Source organism: Limnohabitans sp., assembly GCF_040401135.1.
Taxonomy (GTDB): domain Bacteria; phylum Pseudomonadota; class Gammaproteobacteria; order Burkholderiales; family Burkholderiaceae_C; genus Limnohabitans.
Window position 1 is genome coordinate 39144 of the sequence record NZ_JBBAOV010000011.1, and the last position, 24681, is coordinate 63824.

Genomic DNA, 24681 nt, shown 5'->3' on the forward strand with positions numbered 1-24681 from the left:
GTGTGCGTGAAATTATTGAAACTGGCTCAAGAAGCGAATGTCGCCATCAAAGAACAAGCGCAAGTCGTTCACGCTGTAACGCAGCATGGTGAAACGGTCCATGCCCATGCCAAAGGCAAAGCCGATGAAACGCTCGGGGTCTAGGCCCATGTTGCGCACCACGTTCGGGTGCACTTGGCCAGAGCCGCCCACTTCGAGCCAACGACCAGCGAGCGAACCACTTTGAAACTGGATATCAATCTCAGCGCTGGGCTCTGTGAATGGGAAAAAGCTGGGACGGAAGCGCAGCACCAAATCGTCGCTCTCAAAATACGTGCGGCAGAAATCGGTGATGACCACTTTGAGGTCTTTGAAGCTCACGTTCTCACCAATCCACAAGCCTTCGCATTGGTGGAACATGGGCGAGTGCGTAGCATCGCTGTCCACACGGTAGGTGCGGCCTGGCGCGATGACGCGAATTTCAGGCATGCCTTGACCGGCATCCAAGCGCGCTTGGTAGCGCTTGACGTGTTGCACCGCATGGCGCACTTGCATCGGGCTGGTGTGTGTGCGCAGCAAGTTCGGCGCCTCGGCGCTGCCACCTTCCACATAAAAGGTGTCGTGCATGGAGCGTGCTGGATGATCTTCTGGCGTGTTGAGCGCGGTGAAGTTGAACCAATCGGTTTCAATCTCAGGGCCTTGGGCCACTTCAAAACCCATCGAACCAAAGATGGCTTCGACGCGTTCGAGCGTGATCGTCACAGGGTGCAAACCGCCAGTCATACGGGCGCGACCGGGCAAGGTCACGTCGAGGGCTTCAGCTTTGAGTTGGGTTTCGAGCTCGGTATCAGCCAAGGCTTGGCGGCGGGCATTGAGCGCCGCTTCAATCGCTTGCTTGGCCACGTTGATGGCAGCGCCAGTGGATTTCTTTTCTTCCACGCTCAAAGCAGCCATGCCCTTCATCATCTCGGTGATGCGGCCTGACTTGCCCAAAAACTGGGCTTTGGCGTTTTCAAGATCAGCCGGTGTGGTGCTTTGTGCAAACAGTGCCTGGGCACTGGCGACCAGAGAGTCCAACTCGTTCATATGAATATTGGGAATGAGAAAACAAAAAAGGGATTGAAGCTTTTTAGCCCCAACCCCTTTACTCGTGGGTGGTTAACCCTTGACTATCAAGCAGCCAATTTGGCTTTGACTTGATTCACGATGCTGGTGAAAGCAGCCATGTCGTGAACGGCCAAGTCAGCCAACATTTTGCGGTCGATTTCGATCGCAGCCTTTTTAAGACCATTAGCAAATTGGCTATAAGTCAGGCCACACTGACGTGCAGCAGCATTGATACGAGCGATCCACAACTGACGGAACACGCGCTTTTTAGTGCGGCGGTCGCGGTAAGCATATTGACCCGCCTTCATCACCGCTTGTTTAGCGACGCGGAAGACATTACCGCGGCGACCGCGGAAACCTTTGGCTAAAGCCAGAACTTTTTTGTGACGGGCACGGGCCGTAACACCACGTTTAACGCGAGGCATATTTTTTCTCCTTGTTCGTCAGTTAATTACAGGCCGCACTTGGGCAGCATTTGTGCCATGTGACCCATATTGGTCTCATGCACAGCGACTGAACCGCGGAGGTGACGCTTGTTCTTGGTCGTCTTCTTGGTCAAGATGTGACGTTTGAAGGCTTGACCGCGTTTGACGGTACCACCTGGACGAACGCGGAAGCGCTTTTTAGCGCTGCTTTTGGTCTTCATTTTGGGCATTTAGATGCTCCTTTAATTTGTGCTCGCGAGGCGCCTGCGCAGGGTGCGCAGTCTTGTAAGCCCCGAGACACTAATTTGCTTGCCTTTCAAGCGCGGCAGCACGCCGCGCTGCCAATTTATACAGAAGCTACCGAAGCGGCTTCTGCAGCGGGTTTGGCGGCGCCACCCGTTTTCTTCTTGCCTGGCGCGATCATCATGATCATTTGACGCCCTTCGAGTTTGGGGAACTGCTCGACAACGATCAGGTCCGCCAACTCATCACGTATGCGCTGCAACAGCGCCATACCGATTTCTTGATGCGTGATCTCGCGGCCACGATAGCGCAGCGTGATCTTGCATTTATCTCCGTCATCCAAGAAGCGCTTGATGTTGCGCATCTTGATGTTGTAGTCACCATCATCGGTACCGGGACGGAACTTGATTTCCTTGACCTCAATAACCTTTTGCTTGGATTTCGCTTCAGCGGCCTTCTTTTGCTCTTGGTACTTGAACTTACCGTAATCCATCAAACGGCACACCGGCGGCACAGCCGTGGCGGCAATTTCTACCAGGTCGACGTCAATCTCTCCAGCCATGCGCAAGGCTTCTGCCAAGCTCACGATTCCGAGGGGTTCGTTTTCAGGACCTGAAAGGCGGACTTCCGGGGCCATGATTTCCCGGTTAAGGCGGTGTTTGCGTTCCTCGCGCTGGCGGCGGTCGCGAAATTCTGTAGCGATGGTGACTATCCTTTTAAAACAAAAAACAAACCGACACAGGTGTGCAACGCACAACTCTTGGCAATTTCTAAGTGAAATCAGCTTTTGAGAGAGATGTCAGAAGCTATCTTCTCAGAGAAGGCTTCGAGGGACATCACACCGAGGTCTTGATTGCCTCGGGCGCGCACTGCGACGGCGCCAGCTTCCTTCTCTTTGTCGCCAACGACCAAGATGTAGGGAAGCTTTTGCATTGAATGCTCACGTATTTTATACGTGATTTTCTCGTTGCGGAGGTCTAAATCGACACTAAGCCCTTGATTTCGCAGCATTTTTGCAACTTCTTGGGCATATTCAGCCTGGGAATCGGTGATATTGAGCACCGCAACTTGGGTTGGAGCCAGCCAAGTGGGCAAGGCGCCCGCATGCTGTTCGATCAAAATTCCAATGAAACGCTCCATGCTGCCCACGATGGCGCGGTGCAAGATCACAGGGCGTTGGCGCGAACCGTCTTCGGCTGTGTATTCGGCATCCAAGCGCTCCGACAGGTTGAAGTCGACCTGAATCGTGCCGCATTGCCACTCCCGACCAATCGCGTCTTTCAGTGTGTATTCGATCTTGGGGCCGTAGAAAGCGCCATCGCCTTCAGAGATGACGAAGTCGCAACCTGCGGCGGTCAAGCTGTCCATCAAGGCCTTTTCGGCCTTGTCCCACAAGTCGTCCGAGCCAATGCGGGCTACGGGGCGGGTGGACACTTTGTACAAAATATCGGTGAAGCCAAAATCTGCGTACACCTTCTTGAGCACCTTGGTGAAGGTGTCGCACTCGGGCAAGATTTGATTTTCGGTACAAAAAATGTGGCCGTCGTCTTGGGTAAAACCACGCACGCGCATGATGCCGTGCAAGCCACCCGAAGGCTCATTGCGGTGGCACTGACCAAACTCGCCGTAGCGCAGTGGCAAATCGCGGTAGCTCTTGATACCCTGTTTGAAAATCAGGATGTGGCCGGGGCAGTTCATGGGCTTCAAAGCGTAGTCACGCTTCTCAGACTCGGTGGTGAACATGTTGTCGCGGTACTTGTCCCAGTGGCCTGTTTTCTCCCACAGCGATTGATCCAAAATTTGCGGGCCTTTGACTTCAAGGTAACCGTTGTCGCGATACACCTGACGCATGTATTGCTCAATGGTCTGCCACACAGCCCAACCCTTAGGGTGCCAAAACACCAAGCCGGGCGCATGCTCGTCGATGTGGAACAAATCCAACTCGCGGCCCAGTTTGCGGTGATCGCGCTTTTCGGCTTCTTCTAAACGTTTGAGGTAGAGCTGCAGATCATCCTTGCTAGCCCAAGCTGTGCCGTAAATGCGCTGCAGCATTTCGTTCTTGCTATCACCACGCCAGTAAGCACCGGCCACTTTCATCAGCTTGAAGTGCTTGAGCTTGCCAGTGCTAGGCACATGCGGGCCACGGCAAAGGTCTTCAAAAGCACCTTCGCGGTAAAGGCTCACGTCTTCGTTGCTAGGAATGCTGGCAATGATTTCGGCCTTGTAGTGCTCGCCCATCCCTTTGAAATAAGCCACCGCCTCATCACGCGGCAATACACGGCGCACCACGGCCTCATCTTTGTTAGACAGCTCAGTCATACGCTTTTCAATGGCCGCCAAGTCTTCGGGGGTAAAGCCGCGAGTGAACGAGAAGTCATAGAAGAAACCGTCGTCAATGACGGGGCCAATGGTCACCTGCGCTTCGGGGTGCAACTCTTTCACCGCATAGGCCAACAGGTGGGCGGTGGAGTGACGAATGACCTCCAAGCCCTCAGCGTCTTTGGCCGTGATGATGGCCAAACTCGCATCGCTGTTCATCGTGAAGCTGGTGTCCACCACCTTGCCATCGACCTTGCCAGCCAAGGCCGCCTTGGCCAAGCCTGCGCCAATTGACGCCGCCACTTCGGCCACGGTCACAGGGCCTGGAAATTCACGTTGCGAACCGTCGGGGAGAGTAATCTGAACCATGGATATTTAATTGAAACACTAAAAAAATCATTTTACGCTGGGCATTACCCCAAACTCTTAGATAGGTCGCTCAGCGCAGCGGGCTTCCGAGGTTGCCGACTTGGGCAACGCTGCTGAATGGCGCTTGAGACGCAAAATTGCCAAGAGGCGTTTCACACACCTCTAGACCTTCACGTTAGATGCAAACCAGAACAAGGCTGGCTTCCTTAGGCTTTGGGATCTGCCAATAAGCCCCGCACCGTTTCAATGACCATTGAAATAGACAGCAATTTGGTGCCTGAACCAATGGGCCGTCAATCTCCATACCCACAGGTAAATCGCTTGCCGTCAGACCTACGGGAATCGACATCCTAGGCAGAAACCATTTCACACTTAAGTACATACCCTTAAAAGCGACCCTTGACATCGAGAAGCGATACTTTTTATAAATTTTTGGTCAATAATAAGTAACATATTAACTGCTGTTTGATTTGATTTACAGCAAATCAAGCGTTTAAAGATGCGCACAATTTGCTGCGTTTTGGTCTGTTTAAATTAGATGGAGACACCCGCCATGAAAGAAATGCTTTGCCTAACCGTTCATGAATGCAAGATGTTGAGAGGGCTTCAGTAATGTTTTCAGAGTTTTTACAATTTTTGTTTTCCGGCATCACGGTGGGTGCAACCTATGCGCTTGCCGCGTTGGGCTTCACTCTAATTTACAACGCTAGCAATGTGATCAACTTTGCGCAAGGCGAGTTCATCATGCTCGGTGGCATGCTGGCTGTTTTCTTTGCCCAAATGGGTTTGCCCATGCCAATGGTCTTGATCTTGGCAATTTCTATTCCTGCAATGGTTGGCATATTCATGGAAAAAGTTGCTATTGAACCCGTCAAAGGAGCCGATACGGTATCTCTCATCATCATCACGATTGGCGCTTCACTGGTCATTCGGGGACTGATTCAGGTGTGGCTAGGCAAAGGCACCTTCAGCATGCCCGCTTTTTCTGGTGATGAACCGATCCATATTCTTGGCGCCACCCTACTTCCGCAAAGTCTTTGGGTTTTAGCCGTCACAGCGCTACTGGTTGGGTCTCTTTGGTACTTTTTTGGCAAAACACTCACTGGCAAAGCCATGCTGGCAACATCTTTCAATAGAACAGCCGCAGAGTTAGTAGGCATCAATACCAACTGGGTGTTATTCCTGAGTTTCGCCATGTCAGCGGGCCTAGGAGCAATAGGTGGCATTTTGGTCACGCCCATCACGATGACGTCTTATGACGTGGGCATCATGCTAGGTCTTAAGGGCTTTGTTGCAGCAGTGGTAGGTGGACTGGGCAGTGGCTTAGGAGCAGTGTTAGGCGGTTTGCTCGTCGGCATCTTAGAAGCTATGGGCGCAGGCTACATCTCATCAGCCTACAAAGACGCCATGCCTTTTGTGCTCATTCTGTTCATTCTTTTCTTCATGCCTCGAGGTTTATTCGGCGGCAAATCTACGGACCGCGTTTAATCATGCATAAGAATGCTTATCTTGGCTTAGTGCTTGTCATTGCTGTTTTGTTGGTGCTGCCCTTCGTGCTGCCTAACAGCTATTACATGGATTTGGTGATCCGCATGGCCATCAACGCCATCATCGTGATTGGTCTTAATCTACTGATTGGTTTTGCTGGGCAGATCAGTTTGGGTCATGCCGGTTTCTTGGGTATTGGTGCCTACGCATCGGCAGTACTACCCACGCACTTTGGGTTTCACCCATTGCTAGCCATGGCTGCAGGCGCTGCTGCAACCGCAGTAATTGCCGGCGTAGTAGCTAAGCCTATCTTTAAACTCAAAGGCAACTACTTAGCCATGGCCACACTTGGGCTGGGCATCATCATCAACATCGCACTGCGCAACGAAGCACAGTTGACCGGCGGACCAGACGGTATGCCCGTTCCAGCGTTTGGATTGTTTGGCATCGAAATCAACAGCGACCAGCAGTGGTACTGGGTGGTAGCAGCACTGCTGGTGATCAGCGTGTGGGCTTCGTTGAACATCATCGACTCCCCTTTTGGCCGTGCTTTACGCGCTTTGCATGGGTCAGAGGTCGCGTCACAAGTGGTGGGCGTGAACATCGTGCGGTACAAGGTATCAATCTTTGTTCTCTCAGCCGTTTTTGCCAGCCTCATGGGCAGCATCACCGCGCATTACATTGGGTTTGTCACACCCAACTTCGCGGACTTTTTCCATTCGATTGAGTTGGTGACTATGGTGGTGGTCGGAGGGATGGCGTCCGTGTTTGGCTCCATCGTCGGCGCTATCTTGCTGACCGCTTTACCTCAAGCGCTCGCTACTTTTGAAGGCTGGGAAACCGTGGTTTTTGGTTCAGTCTTAATGCTCTGCATGATATTTTTGCCCAAGGGTTTGGTCCCCACTTTGGCCGCTAAGTTTGGCAAGGGAGATTGAGCATGTCATTGCTTGAAGTAAAAGATCTCTCCATCCATTTCGGCGGAGTGAAGGCGGTTCAAAATGTGTCATTCAACATTGATGCTGGAATTGTTTATTCTGTCATTGGCCCTAATGGTGCAGGTAAAACAACACTCTTCAACCTAATCACTGGCGTATATAAACCCACTTCAGGTGAAATTCGTCTTGATGGGGAAATGATTCAAGGCAAGTCGCCCAACGAGCTCGCAGAGCGTGGCGTGGCGCGAACGTTTCAAAACTTGCAAATTTGCATGAACATGAGCGCCCTAGAAAACGTGATGGTGGGAGCGCACTTGCGACTTAACCGCAACGTGTTGAAAGCCGCCGTTCGCTGGCCGTCCTTGCGCTGCCGTGACAAAGAGCTGCGCGAAGAAGCCTCTGAGCTCATGAGGTTTGTGGGCTTGGGGCAATACATAAATGCGCGCTCCGACGCCATGTCTTATGGTGTTCTTAAACGTCTTGAAATCGCCCGTGCCTTGGCCATGAAGCCTCGTATGATTTTTTTGGACGAACCCGCAGCTGGCTTGAATCAAAAAGAAACCATCGAAATAGATCATTTGGTACGCAAATTAGCTGATTCAGGCATCACCGTTGTTTTGGTTGAGCACGACATGAAGATGGTGATGAATTTGTCTGATCGAATTCTGGTGCTTGACTACGGAAAAAAACTCACTGAAGGTACTTGCGAGGAAGTTCGCAAAAACCCCGATGTGATAGCAGCTTATTTAGGCGCAAACGCCTGAGGACCAAAAGATGGAAGCATTACGAATTATTGACGGTGATATTCTTTTAAAGGTCACAAACCTAGAGAGCAGTTATGGACGCATCAAAGCATTGAAAGGCTTGAGCCTCGTTGTGCATCGCGGAGAAACTGTGGCGCTCGTAGGTGCAAATGGCGCTGGTAAGACCACCTTTTTGCGAGCACTGTCTGGCGTTCAACCAATGTGCGCAGGCCAAATTTGGTTTGATGGCGAGGATGTCTCCAAGGTTCGCTCCGACCAGCGCATGAGTAGAGGCATTTGCCATAGTCCTGAAGGTCGTCAAGTGTTTGGCCCTCTCTCAATCGAAGACAACCTTCGGCTAGGGGCTTACACACAATCCAAAGAGTTTTTACCACAAGATCTTGAGCGTGTTTACACAATGTTCCCGATCCTGAAAGAAAAACGCAAACTTCCTGCAGGTACGCTCTCTGGGGGCCAACAGCAGATGCTTGCGATAGGGCGAGCGCTCATGGGACGTCCAAAACTGCTCCTGCTTGACGAACCATCGATGGGCTTGGCGCCTTTGTTAGTCGCAGAAGTATTCAATGTGGTCAAAGCACTCAAACGAGAAGGCATGACGATCATCCTCGCAGAGCAAAACGCTTTTGCCGCATTGGCATTGGCAGATCGCGGCTATGTATTGGAAACAGGAGAAATCACACTCACCGGCCACGGCCAAGATCTGATTAAAAATGAAAAAGTTAGAGCCGCATATTTAGGTATGTAAATCTCAAAAATCAGGTGTAAACCCTGATTTTTTTTTAACCTTAATACGATACATTTTAATCAACTAATAAAATTTATTTGTAACGTTTAAGCCCATCACGAACCACCTTTTAGAGCAACATCCATGACTCACCCTTTGTTTGAAAAACATCACGCCACTTTGGAAGGCGCACTTAATGCAATCGCTACACGCGGCTATTGGGCTTCTTACAGCGAAATGCCCAGCCCAAAGGGCTATGGAGAGACAGCAGCAGCAGATGGCAAAGCCGCCTACGACGGGCATTTAGGCAAGAACTTTGAACTGAATCAACCTGGCCAAACAGGATGGGTGGGCGCAGAAGTGTCACCTTACGGTGTTTCTCTTAATGTGAAGTACCCGCTCTGTGATCACGAAGCACTTTTGCATGCAGGGGAAGCTGCCATGCAAGACTGGCAAGCAGCAGGAGCAGAAGGCCGCACCGGCATTTGCTTGGAAATCCTAGATCGTTTGAACAAGCAAAGCTTTGAACTTGGTCACTCAGTGATGATGACGACAGGTCAGGGTTGGATGATGGCGTTTCAAGCCGGGTCCCCTCATGCGCAAGACCGTGGCCTAGAAGCCGTAGCCTACGCTTGGCGCGAACAAAGTTTTGTGCCAAAAGAATCCACCTGGGAAAAGCCTCAAGGCAAAAATCCATCCTTGGTCATGAAGAAGCATTTTGAAATTGTCGGTCGCGGTGTGGGACTGGTTGTAGGCTGTGGCACCTTCCCTACTTGGAACACCTACCCGGGTTTGTTTGCGGCTCTATCCACAGGCAATGCGGTCATCATCAAGCCACACAGCAATTCAGTACTTCCAGCCGCCATCACGGTGCGCACGATTCGAACCGTGTTGACCGAAAACGGTATAGACCCCAACTTAGTCACCTTGTGCGTGACTGAAAACCGCAGCACCACTCAAGAGTTAGCAACACACCCGTTGGTAAAGTCTGTCGACTTCACGGGCAGCAACGTATTTGGTCAATGGTTGATCGATCACAGCAAACAAGCGCAGGTTTATGCCGAGTTAGCTGGCGTCAACAACATCGTGATTGATTCAACCAACGCCTACAAAGCAATGCTGGGTAACCTTGCATTCACCTTGTCGTTGTACTCGGGCCAAATGTGCACTACTTCACAAGCCATCATCGTTCCTGCAAATGGCATTGAGACCGACGAAGGGCACAAGAGCTATGACGAGTTTTGCGCCAATTTAGCAAATTCTATTGAGAAGTTCCTTAGCAAACCCGAAGTGGCATGTGCAGTTCTTGGAGCCATTCAATCCAGCGCAACCGCTGACCGAATTAACTTAGCCAACAGTGGAAAACTGGGCAAGGTGGTATTGGCATCCAGCAAGTTAAGCAATCCAGAATTCAGCCATGCCGATGTGCGTACGCCGGTGCTGCTTGCTTGCGATGCGGCAGACGAAAGCGCCTACATGGAAGAACGCTTTGGGCCCATCACCTTCATCGTCAAAGCGGCTGACACACAAACGGCCATCGCTTTGTCTGAGCGGATTGTTCGCACCCACGGTGCCTTGACGGTGGGGTTGTATGCAACCCATCAAGAAGTCATTGATGCCATGACTCATGCCACATGGCGAGGCAAAGTGGCTCTGTCCATCAACCTAACCAGTCATGTGTTTGTAAACCAGTCATCCGCTTTCTCTGACTACCACGGCACGGGCGGCAATCCATCTGCCAATGCGTCCTATGCTGACTCTGCGTTTGTTGCCAATCGCTTCCGCGTCGTGCAACGCCGTTACCACGTTTAAGTGGGCTATTGATCGATGACCTACACACTCATTCAGTTTGAAGTTCGCGATGCAATCGCACGCCTCACACTCAATCGCCCTGACAAAATGAACAGCTTCAATGCTGAGATGCACGCCGAAATCCGCCATGCATTGGATGGCGTCCAATCCAATCATGATGTGCGTGTGTTGGTGATTACTGGTGCTGGGCGAGGGTTTTGCGCAGGCCAAGACTTAGCAGATGCCGAAGTCCGATTCATCCCCGGTGAAGCTCTGCCAGATCTAGGTGATGTCGTTGAACGACATTACAAACCCTTGGTCATGCGATTAAACCAGTTGCGAGTCCCTACGATTGCAGCAGTGAACGGTATTGCTGCCGGAGCGGGTGCTAGTTTGGCACTGGCTTGTGACCTGGTGCTGGCCACGCAGTCGGCTTCTTTTGTACTGCCCTTCGCAAATATTGGTTTGATTCCAGATACGGGCTGTTCGTGGCACCTGCCTCAAAGAATTGGTCAAGCACGGGCCATGGGACTTGCTATGACGGGTAAAAAAATATCCGCACAACAAGCTGCCGATTGGGGGATGATTTGGGAATCTGTTGAAGATGCAAATTTTGCAACCTATATAGATTCACTTGCCGTCAAGCTCTCCACCATGCCCACTAAGGCACTAGTCCGAACACGTCGGGCCATGCAATCAGCAAGCAGCCACACGTATGAAGAACATCTAAGCTACGAAGGCATGCTGATGCGTGAACTAGGAAAGAGTAGCGACTACGTAGAAGGTGTTTCAGCGTTTCTAGAAAAACGCGCACCTAAGTTCACAGGGGCATAAAAGTGAATTTTCAAGCTCTTTCCACCTCAACCTCCATCGGCGTCATTGGGGCAGGAGCTATGGGTGCTGGCATTGCACAAATTGCAGCAGCAGCAGGTCACACTGTGCACATTTTGGATGCCCGTGAAGGCGCTGCCGCACAAGCCATTGCAAATATCCAAGCTCAATTTTTAAAACTAGTCGCCAAAGGAAAAATGACGGCCGAAGATGCTAACGCTGCCGCACAGCGTTTAATGCCTGCATCTTTGATTTCAGAATTGTCAAGCACAGGCTTGGTGATTGAAGCGATTGTTGAAAATCTGGATGTCAAACGTGAATTGTTTAGTTCACTCGAAGCTGTGTGTGATGCTTCTTGCATTTTTGCAACCAATACCTCATCCATTTCAATCACATCCATCGCTGCAAGTTTAAAAAATCCCGCGCGTTTGGTGGGCATGCACTTCTTCAATCCAGCGCCTCTGATGGCGTTGGTTGAAATCATCTCCGGACTCGCCACCTCTAAAGAATTAGCTGAGACCTTGTATGCAACCGCCAAAGCTTGGGGCAAGACACCCGTTTACGCCAAGTCAACGCCAGGCTTTATCGTCAACCGTGTCGCGCGTCCTTTTTACGCTGAGGGTTTACGTCTTCTAAATGAGGGAGCAGCTGATTGCGCCACACTAGATGCCATCATGCGCGAATCAGGTGGCTTCAAAATGGGTCCATTTGAGCTGATGGACATGATTGGTCATGACGTTAACTTTGCGGTCACTCAGTCTGTTTGGCGGGCCTTTTATAACGACCAACGGTTCTTGCCATCATTGATCCAGCAAGAAATGGTTGAGGCAGGCCATTTAGGCAAGAAAACAAAGCGCGGTTTTTACAACTACGATGATCACGCCACCCCTTCCATGCCAAACACAGAAGGTCTAGCTAAGCGGCCTTTAGATATCACCATCTTCGGCAATTCACGTGCTGCTAGCGCATTGGCTCATCGACTGCATTCCGCAAGTATCGTATTTGTTCAAGGCGAGGCCTCGGATGATCGAATTGTGCAAGCCGATGGCGTAGTCATCTATGAAACCGATGGGAGAACTGCCACTCATCGCGCACAGGCAAATGGTATTCACCAATTGGTGTTGTCCGACATTGCCCTCGATTACGAAAAAGCTACTCGCATAGCCATTACCGTGGCACATCAAGCCAATTCGCAAACCAAACAAATTGCCATTGGATTATTTCAGGTTGCAGGCTATCACGTCTCTAGTTTGAACGATGTTGCTGGCATGGCGGTGATGCGGACAGTGTCGATGCTGGCAAACGAAGCCGCAGATGCCGTCAACCAAGGCGTCTGTGATGCTGCAAGCGCCGACACTGCCATGCGTCTTGGCGTCAACTATCCACGGGGGCCTTTGGCCTGGGCCGATGAAATTGGCATTCTTAAAGTCAATCAGGTTTTGAAACATTTGAATGATTTTTATGGCGAAGACAGATACCGCGTCTCACCCCTAATTCAGCAATGCATTTTTGCAGGGACCACTATTTATGCCTGACACATTTAACCCTCAAGAATTGGCATCGGCCGCTAGCCAAGCCATGTGGAAAAGAGACAACGCCACGCATGCCTTGGGCATGGAGCTTGTGTCAATCGCGCCTGGTCGAGCGGTCATGCAAATGAAGGTTCGCTCAGACATGGTCAATGGTCACAACATCTGTCATGGTGGTTTGATCTTCACGCTGGCGGATAGCGCTTTTGCTTACGCATGCAATAGCTATAACCTGAACACAGTTGCCTCTGGATGCAGTATTGATTTTCTAGCCCCAGCACGGGACGGCGATTTACTAGAAGCAACCGCTTTAGAACGTTCTGCTGCTGGTCGCACGGGTGTCTATGACGTCGAAGTCAAGGTTTTAGGTGCAAACACAGTCGCACTTTTTCGCGGCAAAAGCTATCGTATAAAAGGCGAAGTCATCGAAGGCTTCGAAAGTCATCAATAAATCAAAAAAATCGGAACAGACAAAATGACCACACAACAAAGCCCAAATAGCGCGCTACTAGACCCCATCGAAAAGGCAAGCCGCGATGAAATTACCGCCTTGCAACTTCAAAGGTTGAATTGGTCGTTGCGTCACACCTATGAAAACGTTGCACCGTACCGGGAAAAATGTTTAGCTAAAGGCGTACACCCTGATGACTTGAAAACGCTCGCTGATTTGGCCAAGTTTCCATTTATGACCAAATTGGATTTGCGTGACAACTACCCTTTTGGATTATTTGCAGTCCCAAAAAATAAAATTGCGCGCTTGCACGCATCGAGCGGAACCACAGGCAAGTCGGTCGTGGTCGGCTATACAACCCAAGACTTAAACAATTGGGCAGATTTGATGGCTCGTTCACTTCGCGCTGCCGGTGTGCGTCCTGGTGAAATGGTTCACAACGCCTATGGCTATGGCATGTTTACCGGTGGCTTGGGCGCGCATTACGGAATTGAGCGAGCAGGCTGCACGGTGGTTCCCATGTCCGGCGGTCAAACTGAAAAACAAGTTCAGCAAATCATGGACTTCAAGCCTGATGCCATCATGGTCACGCCCTCTTACTCGTTGGTCATTGCCGAAGAGTTTGAGCGCCAAGGCATCAGCCCCAAAGACATCTCATTAAAGGTGGGCATTTTTGGTGCTGAACCTTGGTGTGAAGGAATGCGTACTGCCATCGAAACCAAACTTGGTATCGATGCAATTGACATTTATGGATTAACGGAAGTGATGGGGCCTGGTGTAGCTTCAGAGTGCATTGAATCTAAAGATGGCCCAGTGATTTGGGAGGACCACTTTTATCCCGAAATCGTAGACCCGGAAACAGGTGAAGTTTTGCCTGAAGGGTCAAAGGGCGAACTGGTTTTCACATCCTTAACCAAAGAAGCCTTCCCCGTCATTCGTTATCGCACCCGTGATTTAACTCAACTTTTGGCACCGACTTCTCGCTCATTCCGCCGAATTGGAAAAATTACAGGCCGCTCAGACGACATGTTGATCATCCGCGGTGTGAATGTGTTTCCAAGCCAAATTGAAGAACAAATTTTGCGTGACGACCGCTTAGCTGCAATTTATCAAATTCATTTGAGCCGTGAAGGACATATGGACAGCGTTGAAGTTCATTGCGAATTGCAACGTAATACCAACAACTCCTTAAGTAGTGATGAAGTTCAAAAAATCTCAAAAGAACTGCAGCATCACATCAAAACAGTCATTGGCATCACGACGCGCGTTCGTGTGCTACCTGCCGAGAGCTTGCAGCGCACTGAAACAGGTAAAGCACGCCGAGTCATCGACACGCGTCCCAAACAACTTTAAAAAGAATCGAACATGACTGAAGCTTTTATTTGTGACGCAATTCGTACACCCATAGGCCGATATGGTGGCACTCTTGCATCTGTCCGTGCGGATGATTTAGGGGCCGTTCCAATCAAAGCACTAATGACTCGCAATACCAACGTTGATTGGACGGCAGTCGAGGATGTCATTTACGGATGCGCGAACCAAGCGGGAGAAGACAACCGAAATGTGGCGCGCATGTCAAGCCTTCTGGCTGGATTGCCTGCCGAGGTCCCTGGCACCACCATCAATCGTTTGTGTGGCTCAGGTATGGATGCGGTTGGTTTGGCTGCAAGGTCCATTAAATCTGGCGAAACAGAATTGATGATTGCGGGTGGCGTTGAAAGCATGAGCCGCGCACCTTTTGTCATACCAAAGGCCGAAACTGCATTCACTCGAAACAACGCAATTTTCGACACCACCATTGGTTGGCGATTTATCAACCCGTTGATGAAAAAAATGTATGAAACACATTCGATGCCGCAAACCGCGGACAACGTTGCTGCTGATTTCAACATCGGTCGAGAAGAACAAGATGCATTTGCCATTCGATCACAGCAGCGCTGGGCTGCTGCACATGCGGCTGGACATTTTGAAGATGAAATCGTGCATGTCACGATTTCACAAAAAAAGGGAGATGCGCTGGTTTTCACAACAGATGAACACCCGCGACCTGAGACAACGTTGGCGATGCTCTCCAAACTCAAAGGGGTAAACGGGCCCGAGCTAACAGTAACCGCTGGTAATGCGTCGGGCGTAAATGACGGGGCATGCGCCTTGTTACTGGCCTCTGAAGACGCAGCAATCAAGCATGGCTTGACGCCAAAAGCACGCGTGGTTGGCATGGCAACCGCTGGCTTGGCGCCACGCATCATGGGCTTTGGCCCCTCGCCTGCCGTACGCAAAGTATTGGCAAAAACTGGCTTAAAGCTAGAACAAATGGATGTCATTGAACTAAATGAAGCTTTTGCTGCCCAAGGGTTGGCTGTGTTGCGTGATTTGGGTCTGCCCGATGACGCCGCGCACGTCAATCCCAATGGCGGTGCTATTGCCTTGGGTCACCCCCTTGGCATGAGCGGTGCACGCCTGATTACCACGGCCAGTTACGAGCTGGCACGCCGTGGTGGAAGGTATGCCCTTTGCACGATGTGCATTGGTGTGGGACAAGGCATTGCCTTAATCATCGAACGTATTTAAAACATAACTAGGAGACAGATCATGAAATTTAATTTGAAACAAATCGCCCTCGGCACTGCCATTGCGGTGAGCTCAATCACTGCACATGCGGCTGACACAATCAAAATTGGCTCAGTACTATCCGTGACAGGACCAGCCGCTTTCTTGGGTGATCCCGAATTGAAGACGCTCCAGCTCTATGTTGAAGATTTAAATAAAAAAGGCGGCGTATTAGGCCGTCAACTTGAACTCATTCACTATGACGACGGCACTGATGCCACGAAAGCCAACAGCTTTACCAAACGATTGATTGAAGACGACAAGGTCGACATCTTGATTGGCGGCACTACCACGGGTGCCACCATGTCGATGGTGCCATTGGTAACCAAAGCTGAAATACCATTCATTTCTCTTGCTGGTGCAGTTGTGGTGATCGAACCCGTGAAAAAGTGGGTTTTCAAGACTCCCCATACTGACCGCATGGCTGCTGAGAAGGTGTTTGAAGACATGAAAAAGCGAGGCATCAGCAAAGTTGCTCTGTTGTCTGAGACCAGCGGCTTTGGCCAATCAGGTAAGAAAGAAACCGAAGCGGTTGCGGCTAAATACGGCATTACTTTGGTCGCCAGTGAAACCTACGGACCAAAAGACACCGATAGCAGCCCTCAACTGACAAAAATTAAAAACACAACTGGCGTGGAAGCTGTCTTTGTTTTTGGTTTAGGTCAAGGCCCAGCCATCGTGACGAAAAACTACCGCCAACTTGGCGTCACCTTGCCTCTGTATCAATCGCATGGTGTGGCATCTGATGAGTTCTTGAAGCTTGCTGGCCCTGCTGCGGAAGGTGTTCGCTTACCCTCGCCTGCCCAATTAATTCCTGAACAGCTACCTGCGAACGACCCACAAAAAGCGATCGTTACAGCTTATGACAACGCCTACAAAATGAAATACAAGACTGAAGCTTCTACGTTTGGCGGCTATGCATATGACGCACTCTTGCTAACCGTAGACGCTATCAAACGCGCAGGCAGCGTCGATAAAGCCAAAGTTCGCGACGCACTTGAATCAACCAAAGGATTTGTAGCCACAAGCGGCACATTCAATATGTCGGCTGATGATCACATGGGCCTGAATCTTTCTGCCTTCCGCATGTTGGAAGTCAAGAACGGTAACTGGGTATTGCTTAAGTAACCCAACACTAGCTCAGAACCATGTACAAAACTTTGAAAATCGACCATCAAAATCGTATTGCCACGATTTGGATGGACCGTCCAGACGTCTTTAATGCTTTTGATGAGCAGTTAATTTCTGATTTGCATGCCGCATGCAAATCGCTGGACACAGATTCATCTGTGCGTGTGGTGGTTCTGGGCGGTGTGGGCAAGCATTTTTCAGCAGGTGCAGACCTTAACTGGATGAAGCGTGCGTCCACATTTGGTGAAGAAGATAACCGGGCAGATGCCAAGTTTTTCGCCCAAATGCTTCATGCTCTTTCTACGCTCTCCAAACCAACCATTGCGCGCGTGCAAGGCGCTGCGTTAGGAGGAGGCACTGGATTGGCAGCCGCATGCGATATGGCAATTGCCACCACAGACGCTATGTTTGCCACATCAGAAGTTAAGTTTGGAATCATCCCCGCCGTGATCAGCCCTTATGTTTTGCGTGCCATTGGACCAAGACATGCTTTACGTTACTTCCAAACCGGTGAAAGATTCACAGCGCAACGTGCGCTTGAAATTGGCTTAATCACGGAGTTATGTGCCAGAGAAGAACTGGACGCCAAAGTGCAGGCTTTGGTTGAGCTATTACTTGCGGGCGCACCACTTGCGCAAAAATCCGCAAAAGATTTGATATCGGCCATCAATGGACGTCCTATTGACGCCCACATCTGCGAAGAAACAGCACAAAGAATTTCCCGCCAACGCGCCACACATGAAGCCAAAGATGGCATTGCTTCATTTTTAGAAAAACGCACCCCAGCTTGGATAGCTGACTAACGCAACATTTACTCTTTCACTCAAAAGGAAAACACATGTACACACAATCTTTCAGTGTTCCCGACGACTCCGCCCCAAAAGGCAAGTCCTCTGTCACGGCGATTGAGCCTGCAGAATTCATGAAAAAATTTGATGCATGCGTTGACGCAGATGGTCGAATTGAACCTCAAGACTGGATGCCCGAAGCCTATCGAAAAACACTGGTGCGCCAAATAAGTCAACATGCACACAGTGAAATAGTGGGAATGCTGCCAGAAGGCAATTGGATCAGTCGCGCACCAAGCTTGAAACGCAAAGCCATATTGATTGCCAAAGTTCAAGACGAAGGTGGCCACGGTTTGTATCTTTACAGCGCAGCAGAAACATTGGGAACCAGTCGTGACCAGATGCTGGACGGCTTGCACTCTGGGCGTGCGAAATACAGTTCGATCTTTAACTACCCCACGATCACCTGGGCAGACATTGGCGTGGTTGGTTGGTTGGTGGATGGTGCAGCCATCATGAATCAGATTCCTTTGTGCCGTTGCTCATATGGTCCTTATGCACGCGCCATGATTAGAGTTTGCAAAGAAGAAAGCTTCCACCAGCGCCAAGGCTATGAAGCATTGCTCGTCATGATGACAGGAACAACCGAGCAAAAAGCGATGGTCCAAGACGCAGTGAACCGCTGGTGGTGGAAATGCTTAGCGATGTTTGGTCCACCGGATGCAGATAGCCCTAACAGTGCGCAAGGTATGCGATGGGGCATCAAGCGAATTAGCAACGATGATTTGCGTCAAAAGTTTGTGGATGCCACCGTACCTCAAGCAAAAGTCTTAGGCGTCACCCTTCCCGACCCTGATTTGAAATGGAACGAAGAGCGTCAACAGCATGACTACGGACAAATTGACTGGGATGAGTTTTGGGCAACTGTGAACGGCAATGGCCCTTGCAACAAGGAACGCTTATCAACTCGCGTCAAAGCTTGGAACGAAGGTCAATGGGTGCGCGATGCCGCGTTGGCTCACGCACGTAAACAAAACTTAATGAAGGAGGCTGCATGAGCACCGCAACAACAAAAACTAAAGCGCTGAGTGAATGGCCCCTATGGGAAATCTTCGTTCGAAGTAAACAAGGACTCGAGCACAAGCACTGCGGGAGTTTGCATGCCAGTGATGCACAACACGCGCTGCAAATGGCCCGCGATGTGTATACCCGCCGCCAAGAAGGCGTGAGCATTTGGGTGCTGCCATCCAACAACATCACAGCGAGCACACCAGAGGATAAAGGTGAATTTTTTGAGCCAGCAAGCGACAAGATCTATCGCCATCCTACGTTCTACGACATTCCCGAAGAAGTGGGGCACATGTGATGGCTCATTTAGATTACGTACTTCATTTGGCAGACAGTGCCATTGTGCTGGGCCAACGAAATGCTGAATGGTGTGGTCATGGCCCCATCCTCGAAGAAGACATTGCCATGGCTAACAACAGCTTAGACTTAATTGGTCAAGCTCGTATGCTGTACCAATATGCAGCCACTTTGAAAAATGATGGCTCCACCGAGGATTCATTGGCGTACTTTCGCAGTGCACAAGAGTTCAAGAATTACACAATTCTTGAACTCCCACATCACGGTCCCTTAGTAGGCTACGCAGTTGACAACCGTGACTATGCTGTGACGATTGTTCGTAATTTTTTGTACAGCGCAATCATGGCGCTGATTTGGGAAAAGTTGCAAACATCCCGCGATGAGCAACTTGCTGCAATTGCAACAAAGTCTCTAAAAGAGGTTCGCTATCACTTACGCCATTCACATGACTGGCTTGTTCGCTTTGGTGACGGAACAGAAGACTCACATGCACGAGCCCAGGCCGCACTGAATCATTTGATGCCTTACACCCAAGAGTTCTGGACATTCAGCGACTTTGAGTCTTCAGCATCTAAGTCAGGCGTGGGCATCAATGCAACACAACTGAAAGAAGACTGGGAATCAATAGTCCATCATGCTCTTAAAGAAGCCAAGTTAGACATGCCGTCAACAGATGGTTTTGTGACGACTGGCAAACTCGGTGCGCATTCTGAACATTTGGGATTCTTACTAGACGAAATGCAAAGTCTTGCGCGTGCACACCCTGAAGGTGTGTGGTGATTCTCAACTCCAGCGCAAGTCAACACAAAGTTGTCCAAGATGTTTGGAAAGCCCTTGACGGTCTAACTGATCCAGAAATTCCAGTGATTACTTTGCGTGAAATGGGCATCATTCGTGATGTTGAATTCATTGCAGAGGACTCTGTGGTTGTTGTAATTACACCAACTTATAGCGGTTGCCCTGCCATGGAACAAATCCATGACGATGTTCGCAACACATTGAAAGCAATGGGTCTACAGGTGGAAGTTCGAACGCAACTCGCTCCTGCTTGGACTACCGATTGGATGACCGATATTGCCAAAGACAAGCTCAAAGCGTATGGCATCGCCCCTCCCAATCGCCAATGCGGCGCACCGTCACAGCAGATCAGTGTGGTTCATTTCTTGCGTAAACCATCAAGCACAGAACAAGCCGTGGAGTGTCCGCGTTGCGGTTCTAGTCACACATTTGAATCATCGAAATTTGGCTCTACTGCTTGCAAGGCACTTTACAAATGCCTAGATTGCCAAGAGCCCTTTGACTACTTTAAACCTTATTAAGTTTTTCGGAGAAATTTAAATGTCTTCCCCTACATTCCACGAACTTTCTATCAAGAAAGTTAGCCCAGAGGCCAGTGGCTCTGTCGCCATTACTTTCGACATCCCTTCGCAGTCACTGGAAAAGTTTCATTTTGAACCCGGACAGTTTCTAACATTGCGCGCCAGCGTAAAAGGGCAGGATGTTCGGCGCAACTACTCGATCAGCAGCCCACGGAGCCAACTTCTGAACCGAAGTGAACTTGAAATTGGCATTCGGCCTGTAGAGGGTGGTGTCTTTTCAAATTGGGCATCTACAGAGTTAAAAGCTGGCGACAAATTAAATGTCATGCCCCCAGATGGCAGATTTATCATTAAAAAGCCACGCGCTATTCATCGTGTGGGATTTGCCGCTGGCTCTGGCATAACACCTATTTTGTCGATTGCATCGACCACACTAGAAGAGCAACCTGAATCTAAGTTCACGTTGATTTATGGCAACCGACGCATGTCTAGTGTGATGTTCAATGAAGCTTTGCAAGACTTGAAAGATCGATTCCCAGCACGATTCACCATGATTCACATCTTGTCGCAACAAGCGCAAGAAGTTAATTTGCTACAAGGCCGAATTGACGCTGACAAGGTCAAAGCCATTATCAATGCCTTGCTACCCGCCAAGAGCATGGACGAGGTGTTCATCTGTGGTCCAGAGGCCATGATTGAAGTCACAGAGAAGGCTTTGATTGAATCAGGCGTTCCCGCCAATCGCGTGCACAGCGAACGCTTTACGACATCAGCCGCGCAAGCCCATAAAGTTCAAGCCGATGTTGACGGCGCAAAAGAAAAATCATCCTCTGCCAAGAGCATCCACATGACCATTGTCCTTGACGGCAAAGAACATGAGGTTGCGCTTAGCCCTGATGAGCATATCTTGGATGCGGCACTCAATGCGGGTTTAGATTTGCCTTTTTCTTGTAAAGCAGGTGTGTGCAGCACTTGCCGCTGCAAGGTCACACACGGCGAAGTGACGATGGATAAAAACTTCACACTAGAAGCGAATGAAATAGCCCAAGGCTTTGCACTCAGTTGCCAAGCCCGTGCGACTACTCAAAAGCTGGTGATCAGTTTCGATCATCGTTAAATCATGAACCATTTGCATGCCGACGAAAGCCTAATAGACTCGCCCCAAGCGGCCATTCGGTTGTTGGTTACCCTGGGGCTTGTCGTCCTAGGTAACAGTTGCATGTACGTGGTTTCAGTGGTTTTGCCTGTTGTGCAAAACGAGTTTGGAATTGGCCGAGCAGATGCATCATTGCCCTACACGCTGATGATGGTCTGCCTTGGTTTGGGTGGAATTTGGACTGGCCGCTTGGCCGACCGTCATGGCTTAACCCCCGTTCTTTGGGTTGGCGCGCTGGCAGTCTTTGTTGGGTTTGCACTTGCATCCAACGCACAAAATATTTGGCTATTTGGATTGGCCCACGCAATCCTTGGACTCATTGGTAGTTCAACCACATTTGCGCCACTCATGGCAGATACAGCGCTGTGGTGGCAAAAGCGACGCGGCATAGCTGTGGCGATCTGCGCCTGTGGCAACTACATTGCCGGCGCTATATGGCCCCCCTTGGTTCAGTACGGCATTACCACCATTGGCTGGAGGCAAACCTATCTTTTGTTGGGCGTGGTCTGTGGCCTTGGAATGTTTTTGCTTTCGCTAAAAATGCGTGCTCGTCCCCCCATACCAAAGGCACCCGCTACGACATCGACCACATTAAGCTTTGACTCAACGCGTCCGTTTGGATTAAAACCCTCACATGCACAGTTTTTATTGTGCTTGGCAGGGGTGGCCTGTTGTGTAGCCATGGCGATGCCACAAGTGCACATCGTTGCCTACTGCACAGATCTTGGCTTTGGTGCAGCGCGAGGAGCTGAAATGCTGTCTTTGATGCTCACATGTGGCATCGTGAGTCGCTTGGTCTCTGGACTCATTTGCGATTGCATTGGCGGAATCAAAACCTTGCTGCTAGGTTCTGTTTTACAAGGCATCGCGCTGCTTGCGTTTTTACCGTTTGATGGACTTGTTCCGCTTTACATTATTTCTGCAACATTTGGCCTATTTCAAGGCGGCATCGTTCCCTCTTACGCCATCATTGTTCGTGAGCACTTCTCCCCGAATGAGGCTGGTCAACGTGTAGGCAGTGTCATCATGGCTACCTTAATTGGAATGGCACTTGGCGGGTGGCTTTCTGGCTGGATCTTTGACGTAACAGGCAATTACAAAGCTGCTTTTATCAACGGGATTGCTTGGAATCTTTTGAATTTATCCATCATCGGTTGGTTGTATTTTCGATTGAAATCAAGATGACTCTCAATGCTCGAGGTTATGCAGCCTTAACTAGCGCAAGTCCTTTGGGGCTTTTTCATTTCGTACGACGCGATCCACGACCAGATGATGTTGTGATTGAAATTCTCTACTGCGGCATTTGCCACTCGGATTTGCACAATGTGCGAAATGACTGGGGGTACTCAAAGTACCCCATGGTTCCTGGCCATGAGATTGTGGGGCGTGTCTTAAAAACAGGGGCAAACGTCACCAAATTCAAAATCAATGATGCTGTCGGCGTTGGCTGTTTAGTAGACGCATGCCAAACTTGCAAGCACTGCCAAAAAGGTGACGAACAGTTTTGTTTGAAACAACCCACCTATTCCTACGGAAGTTTAGATCGTCATGACGAACAGTTAACCCAAGGTGGCTTTTCAGACGTCATCGTCGTATCGGAAGATTTTGTTCTTCGTATCCCAGAGGGTCTAGAGCTTAGCCATGTTGCACCATTGCTATGTGCGGGTATCACAGCATGGTCTCCCCTTAAACGAGCCAACATCAAGCAGGGAAGCCAAGTCGCCGTTGTCGGCTTAGGTGGTTTAGGGCACATGGCTATTAAATTAGCCAAAGGTTTAGGTGCCGAAGTTACTTTAATCACCCGCTCTGAGAAAAAAGCAGTCGAATCTAAAGAACTCAAGGTTGACCATGTGGTCGTATCCACAAACAAGAAACAGATGTCAACTTTGAGAAATAAATTTGACATCGTCATAGACACTGTGCCCTACGCACACGATGTAAATCCATTTGTAGCGACGTTATCGGCAGGCGGGTCTATGGTGCTGGTGGGCTACTTTGGTCCACTGGATCCCCCACTCAACACAGCGCCATTAATTTTTGGTCAACGATCGTTTGAAGGCTCACTCATTGGCGGCATTAATGCAACGCAAGAAATGCTAGATTTTTGTGCTGACCACCAAATAACTGCCGATGTTGAGGTCATCAAGATACAAGACGTCAACACCGCGTTTGACCGCATGCTCAAAAGCGATGTCAAGTACCGATTTGTCATTGACCTTCAAACACTTTCAGTTGAATTGAATTAGCAGCCAGCTTTGATATCTATCAAGACAAGAATTTGATGGCCAATTTTCAAACAATCAATCAGTAAAATCTTACATAAATGAGTCATTGTTCAATCCAAGCAGTCCAAGATCTTTTAGACAGGTTTCGCGATAGAAATCGCGTCAAAGCAGGCTCTTTGATTATTTCTGTTTTTGGCGACGCAATCCTTCCTCGGGGTGGAGAGATATGGCTGGGAGGTTTAATCAACTTACTTGCCCCACTTGGACTTAATGAACGACTCATTCGCACGACTGTTTTTCGTTTAGTCAAAGATGAGTGGCTCACCACACAAACTCAAGGCCGTCGCACTGACTACAAACTTTCCGCTAGCGGATGGCGACGCTTTGAAGAAGCCTCCAAACAAATTTACGCTTCCAACGCGCCGAACTGGGACAACCGTTGGCGACTTGTCATGCTAGTGGCAGACCTTGCGCCGAAAGATCGCGAACGTTTAAGGCGTGCGTTTTACTGGCAGGGTTTTGGTGAGATCAACACAAACTGCTTCATCCACCCAAGTGCTGACCTAACAACTGCCTTTGACGCTTTGCGTGTTGATGGTATGGGAGAAGCCCTGCCGAGCTTGATGCCTCTCATTGCCGCAAACCCGCGTTTGGGACAATCAGCAAATGATGCAGACATTGTTCGATCGGCGTGGGATTTAGAGCAATTAAGTGCCAACTACATTGAATTCGCTAAAACATACAAAGGGATTTTGGATGCTTTAAGAAAAGCGAAGAAAACAACAATTGATGACCAAAGTGCTTTTTTGACCCGCACACTTTTGATTCATGACTTCCGGCGCCTGCTCTTAAGAGACCCAGAGTTGCCAGAAGTACTTCTCCCCACTAAATGGCCTGGGCATACCGCAAGAATGATTGCCAAAGAGCTCTATCAAAGATTGCTGACCCCTTCAGAGAGTCATCTCAACTACCAATTAGTTTTAGCTAACGGCGATATACCCAATGCCTCAGACTTGGTCTCGCTTAGATTTCAGCCGCCTATATAACTGGCATCATTGGCAAGTTACCTATCAAGGACCTTTGCCCACAGCCCAAAGAATTTTGGACTGGCCCACGTACTTTTTTAAGACAG

At 49.7% G+C, this 24681-nt stretch carries 25 protein-coding genes; 20 read left to right on the forward strand and 5 right to left on the reverse strand.

The genetic code is table 11. From position 1 onward, the window contains the following. Positions 1-12: 12 nt before the first annotated feature. The 5 genes from pheS to thrS all read right to left on the reverse strand — a co-directional run bounded on the left by pheS (position 13) and on the right by thrS (position 4442). On the reverse strand, positions 13-1065 hold the full coding sequence (gene pheS, locus ABWP81_RS04860) for a phenylalanine--tRNA ligase subunit alpha (RefSeq protein ID WP_353139972.1): 1053 nt from the start codon (positions 1063-1065) through the stop codon (positions 13-15). Positions 1066-1151: 86 nt separating this feature from the next. Then, the gene (rplT, locus tag ABWP81_RS04865) at positions 1152-1511 is read right to left on the reverse strand and encodes a 50S ribosomal protein L20 (protein WP_353139974.1); all 360 of its coding nucleotides are present in this window, start codon (positions 1509-1511) and stop codon (positions 1152-1154) included. Between the two features lie 26 nt (positions 1512-1537). Further along, positions 1538-1741 (reverse strand): 50S ribosomal protein L35, encoded by a 204-nt coding sequence (gene rpmI / locus ABWP81_RS04870; RefSeq protein ID WP_100134218.1) that lies wholly within the window; start codon positions 1739-1741, stop codon positions 1538-1540. Positions 1742-1857: 116 nt separating this feature from the next. Continuing rightward, positions 1858-2466: a translation initiation factor IF-3 gene (infC, locus tag ABWP81_RS04875; protein WP_353140016.1), complete on the reverse strand. Its 609-nt coding sequence runs from the start codon at positions 2464-2466 to the stop codon at positions 1858-1860. Positions 2467-2534: 68 nt separating this feature from the next. Then, positions 2535-4442, reverse strand: a complete 1908-nt coding sequence (gene thrS / locus ABWP81_RS04880; RefSeq protein WP_353139976.1) for a threonine--tRNA ligase — start codon at positions 4440-4442, stop codon at positions 2535-2537. A gap of 612 nt (positions 4443-5054) precedes the next feature. Between thrS and ABWP81_RS04885 the strand changes: the two genes are divergently transcribed. From ABWP81_RS04885 to ABWP81_RS04980, 20 genes are all read left to right on the forward strand, one after another. Then, positions 5055-5930: a branched-chain amino acid ABC transporter permease gene (locus ABWP81_RS04885; protein WP_353139978.1), complete on the forward strand. Its 876-nt coding sequence runs from the start codon at positions 5055-5057 to the stop codon at positions 5928-5930. A gap of 2 nt (positions 5931-5932) precedes the next feature. Next, positions 5933-6865 carry a branched-chain amino acid ABC transporter permease gene (locus ABWP81_RS04890; RefSeq protein ID WP_353139980.1) on the forward strand — a complete coding sequence of 311 codons (933 nt, stop codon included), beginning with the start codon at positions 5933-5935 and terminating at the stop codon, positions 6863-6865. Between the two features lie 2 nt (positions 6866-6867). Beyond that, positions 6868-7629 (forward strand): ABC transporter ATP-binding protein, encoded by a 762-nt coding sequence (locus tag ABWP81_RS04895; protein WP_353139982.1) that lies wholly within the window; start codon positions 6868-6870, stop codon positions 7627-7629. Between the two features lie 10 nt (positions 7630-7639). Next, the gene (locus tag ABWP81_RS04900; RefSeq protein WP_353139984.1) at positions 7640-8374 is read left to right on the forward strand and encodes an ABC transporter ATP-binding protein; all 735 of its coding nucleotides are present in this window, start codon (positions 7640-7642) and stop codon (positions 8372-8374) included. A gap of 123 nt (positions 8375-8497) precedes the next feature. Then, entirely contained in the window at positions 8498-10165 is a 1668-nt protein-coding gene (gene paaN, locus ABWP81_RS04905) for a phenylacetic acid degradation protein PaaN (protein ID WP_353139986.1), read from the forward strand. Between the two features lie 15 nt (positions 10166-10180). Next, positions 10181-10978 (forward strand): 2-(1,2-epoxy-1,2-dihydrophenyl)acetyl-CoA isomerase PaaG, encoded by a 798-nt coding sequence (paaG, locus tag ABWP81_RS04910; protein WP_353139988.1) that lies wholly within the window; start codon positions 10181-10183, stop codon positions 10976-10978. Positions 10979-10980: 2 nt separating this feature from the next. Continuing rightward, entirely contained in the window at positions 10981-12510 is a 1530-nt protein-coding gene (paaH, locus tag ABWP81_RS04915) for a 3-hydroxyacyl-CoA dehydrogenase PaaH (protein WP_353139990.1), read from the forward strand. After that, the gene (gene paaI, locus ABWP81_RS04920) at positions 12503-12955 is read left to right on the forward strand and encodes a hydroxyphenylacetyl-CoA thioesterase PaaI (RefSeq protein WP_353139992.1); all 453 of its coding nucleotides are present in this window, start codon (positions 12503-12505) and stop codon (positions 12953-12955) included. The genes paaH and paaI overlap by 8 nt, the downstream gene beginning before the upstream one ends. A gap of 24 nt (positions 12956-12979) precedes the next feature. Continuing rightward, positions 12980-14308: a phenylacetate--CoA ligase PaaK gene (gene paaK / locus ABWP81_RS04925; RefSeq protein ID WP_353139994.1), complete on the forward strand. Its 1329-nt coding sequence runs from the start codon at positions 12980-12982 to the stop codon at positions 14306-14308. A gap of 12 nt (positions 14309-14320) precedes the next feature. Continuing rightward, positions 14321-15526, forward strand: coding sequence for a 3-oxoadipyl-CoA thiolase (pcaF, locus tag ABWP81_RS04930; protein ID WP_353139996.1), 1206 nt, complete (start codon positions 14321-14323; stop codon positions 15524-15526). A 21-nt stretch (positions 15527-15547) separates the two neighbouring features. Next, on the forward strand, positions 15548-16693 hold the full coding sequence (locus ABWP81_RS04935; RefSeq protein ID WP_353139998.1) for an ABC transporter substrate-binding protein: 1146 nt from the start codon (positions 15548-15550) through the stop codon (positions 16691-16693). Between the two features lie 20 nt (positions 16694-16713). Beyond that, positions 16714-17499, forward strand: a complete 786-nt coding sequence (locus ABWP81_RS04940) for an enoyl-CoA hydratase/isomerase family protein (RefSeq protein ID WP_353140000.1) — start codon at positions 16714-16716, stop codon at positions 17497-17499. A 35-nt stretch (positions 17500-17534) separates the two neighbouring features. Then, positions 17535-18542, forward strand: coding sequence for a 1,2-phenylacetyl-CoA epoxidase subunit PaaA (gene paaA, locus ABWP81_RS04945; protein WP_353140002.1), 1008 nt, complete (start codon positions 17535-17537; stop codon positions 18540-18542). Continuing rightward, positions 18539-18850, forward strand: a complete 312-nt coding sequence (paaB, locus tag ABWP81_RS04950; RefSeq protein WP_353140004.1) for a 1,2-phenylacetyl-CoA epoxidase subunit PaaB — start codon at positions 18539-18541, stop codon at positions 18848-18850. Before paaA ends, paaB begins: the two co-directional genes overlap by 4 nt. Continuing rightward, entirely contained in the window at positions 18850-19629 is a 780-nt protein-coding gene (gene paaC, locus ABWP81_RS04955; protein WP_353140006.1) for a 1,2-phenylacetyl-CoA epoxidase subunit PaaC, read from the forward strand. Before paaB ends, paaC begins: the two co-directional genes overlap by 1 nt. After that, positions 19626-20168 (forward strand): 1,2-phenylacetyl-CoA epoxidase subunit PaaD, encoded by a 543-nt coding sequence (gene paaD, locus ABWP81_RS04960; RefSeq protein ID WP_353140008.1) that lies wholly within the window; start codon positions 19626-19628, stop codon positions 20166-20168. The genes paaC and paaD overlap by 4 nt, the downstream gene beginning before the upstream one ends. A 19-nt stretch (positions 20169-20187) precedes the next feature. Next, on the forward strand, positions 20188-21285 hold the full coding sequence (locus ABWP81_RS04965) for a 2Fe-2S iron-sulfur cluster-binding protein (protein WP_353140010.1): 1098 nt from the start codon (positions 20188-20190) through the stop codon (positions 21283-21285). Positions 21286-21288: 3 nt separating this feature from the next. Further along, entirely contained in the window at positions 21289-22509 is a 1221-nt protein-coding gene (locus tag ABWP81_RS04970; RefSeq protein ID WP_353140012.1) for an MFS transporter, read from the forward strand. Next, positions 22506-23570: an NAD(P)-dependent alcohol dehydrogenase gene (locus ABWP81_RS04975; RefSeq protein WP_353140018.1), complete on the forward strand. Its 1065-nt coding sequence runs from the start codon at positions 22506-22508 to the stop codon at positions 23568-23570. The genes ABWP81_RS04970 and ABWP81_RS04975 overlap by 4 nt, the downstream gene beginning before the upstream one ends. A gap of 77 nt (positions 23571-23647) precedes the next feature. Beyond that, positions 23648-24595: a PaaX family transcriptional regulator gene (locus tag ABWP81_RS04980; protein ID WP_353140014.1), complete on the forward strand. Its 948-nt coding sequence runs from the start codon at positions 23648-23650 to the stop codon at positions 24593-24595. Positions 24596-24681: the final 86 nt, after the last annotated feature.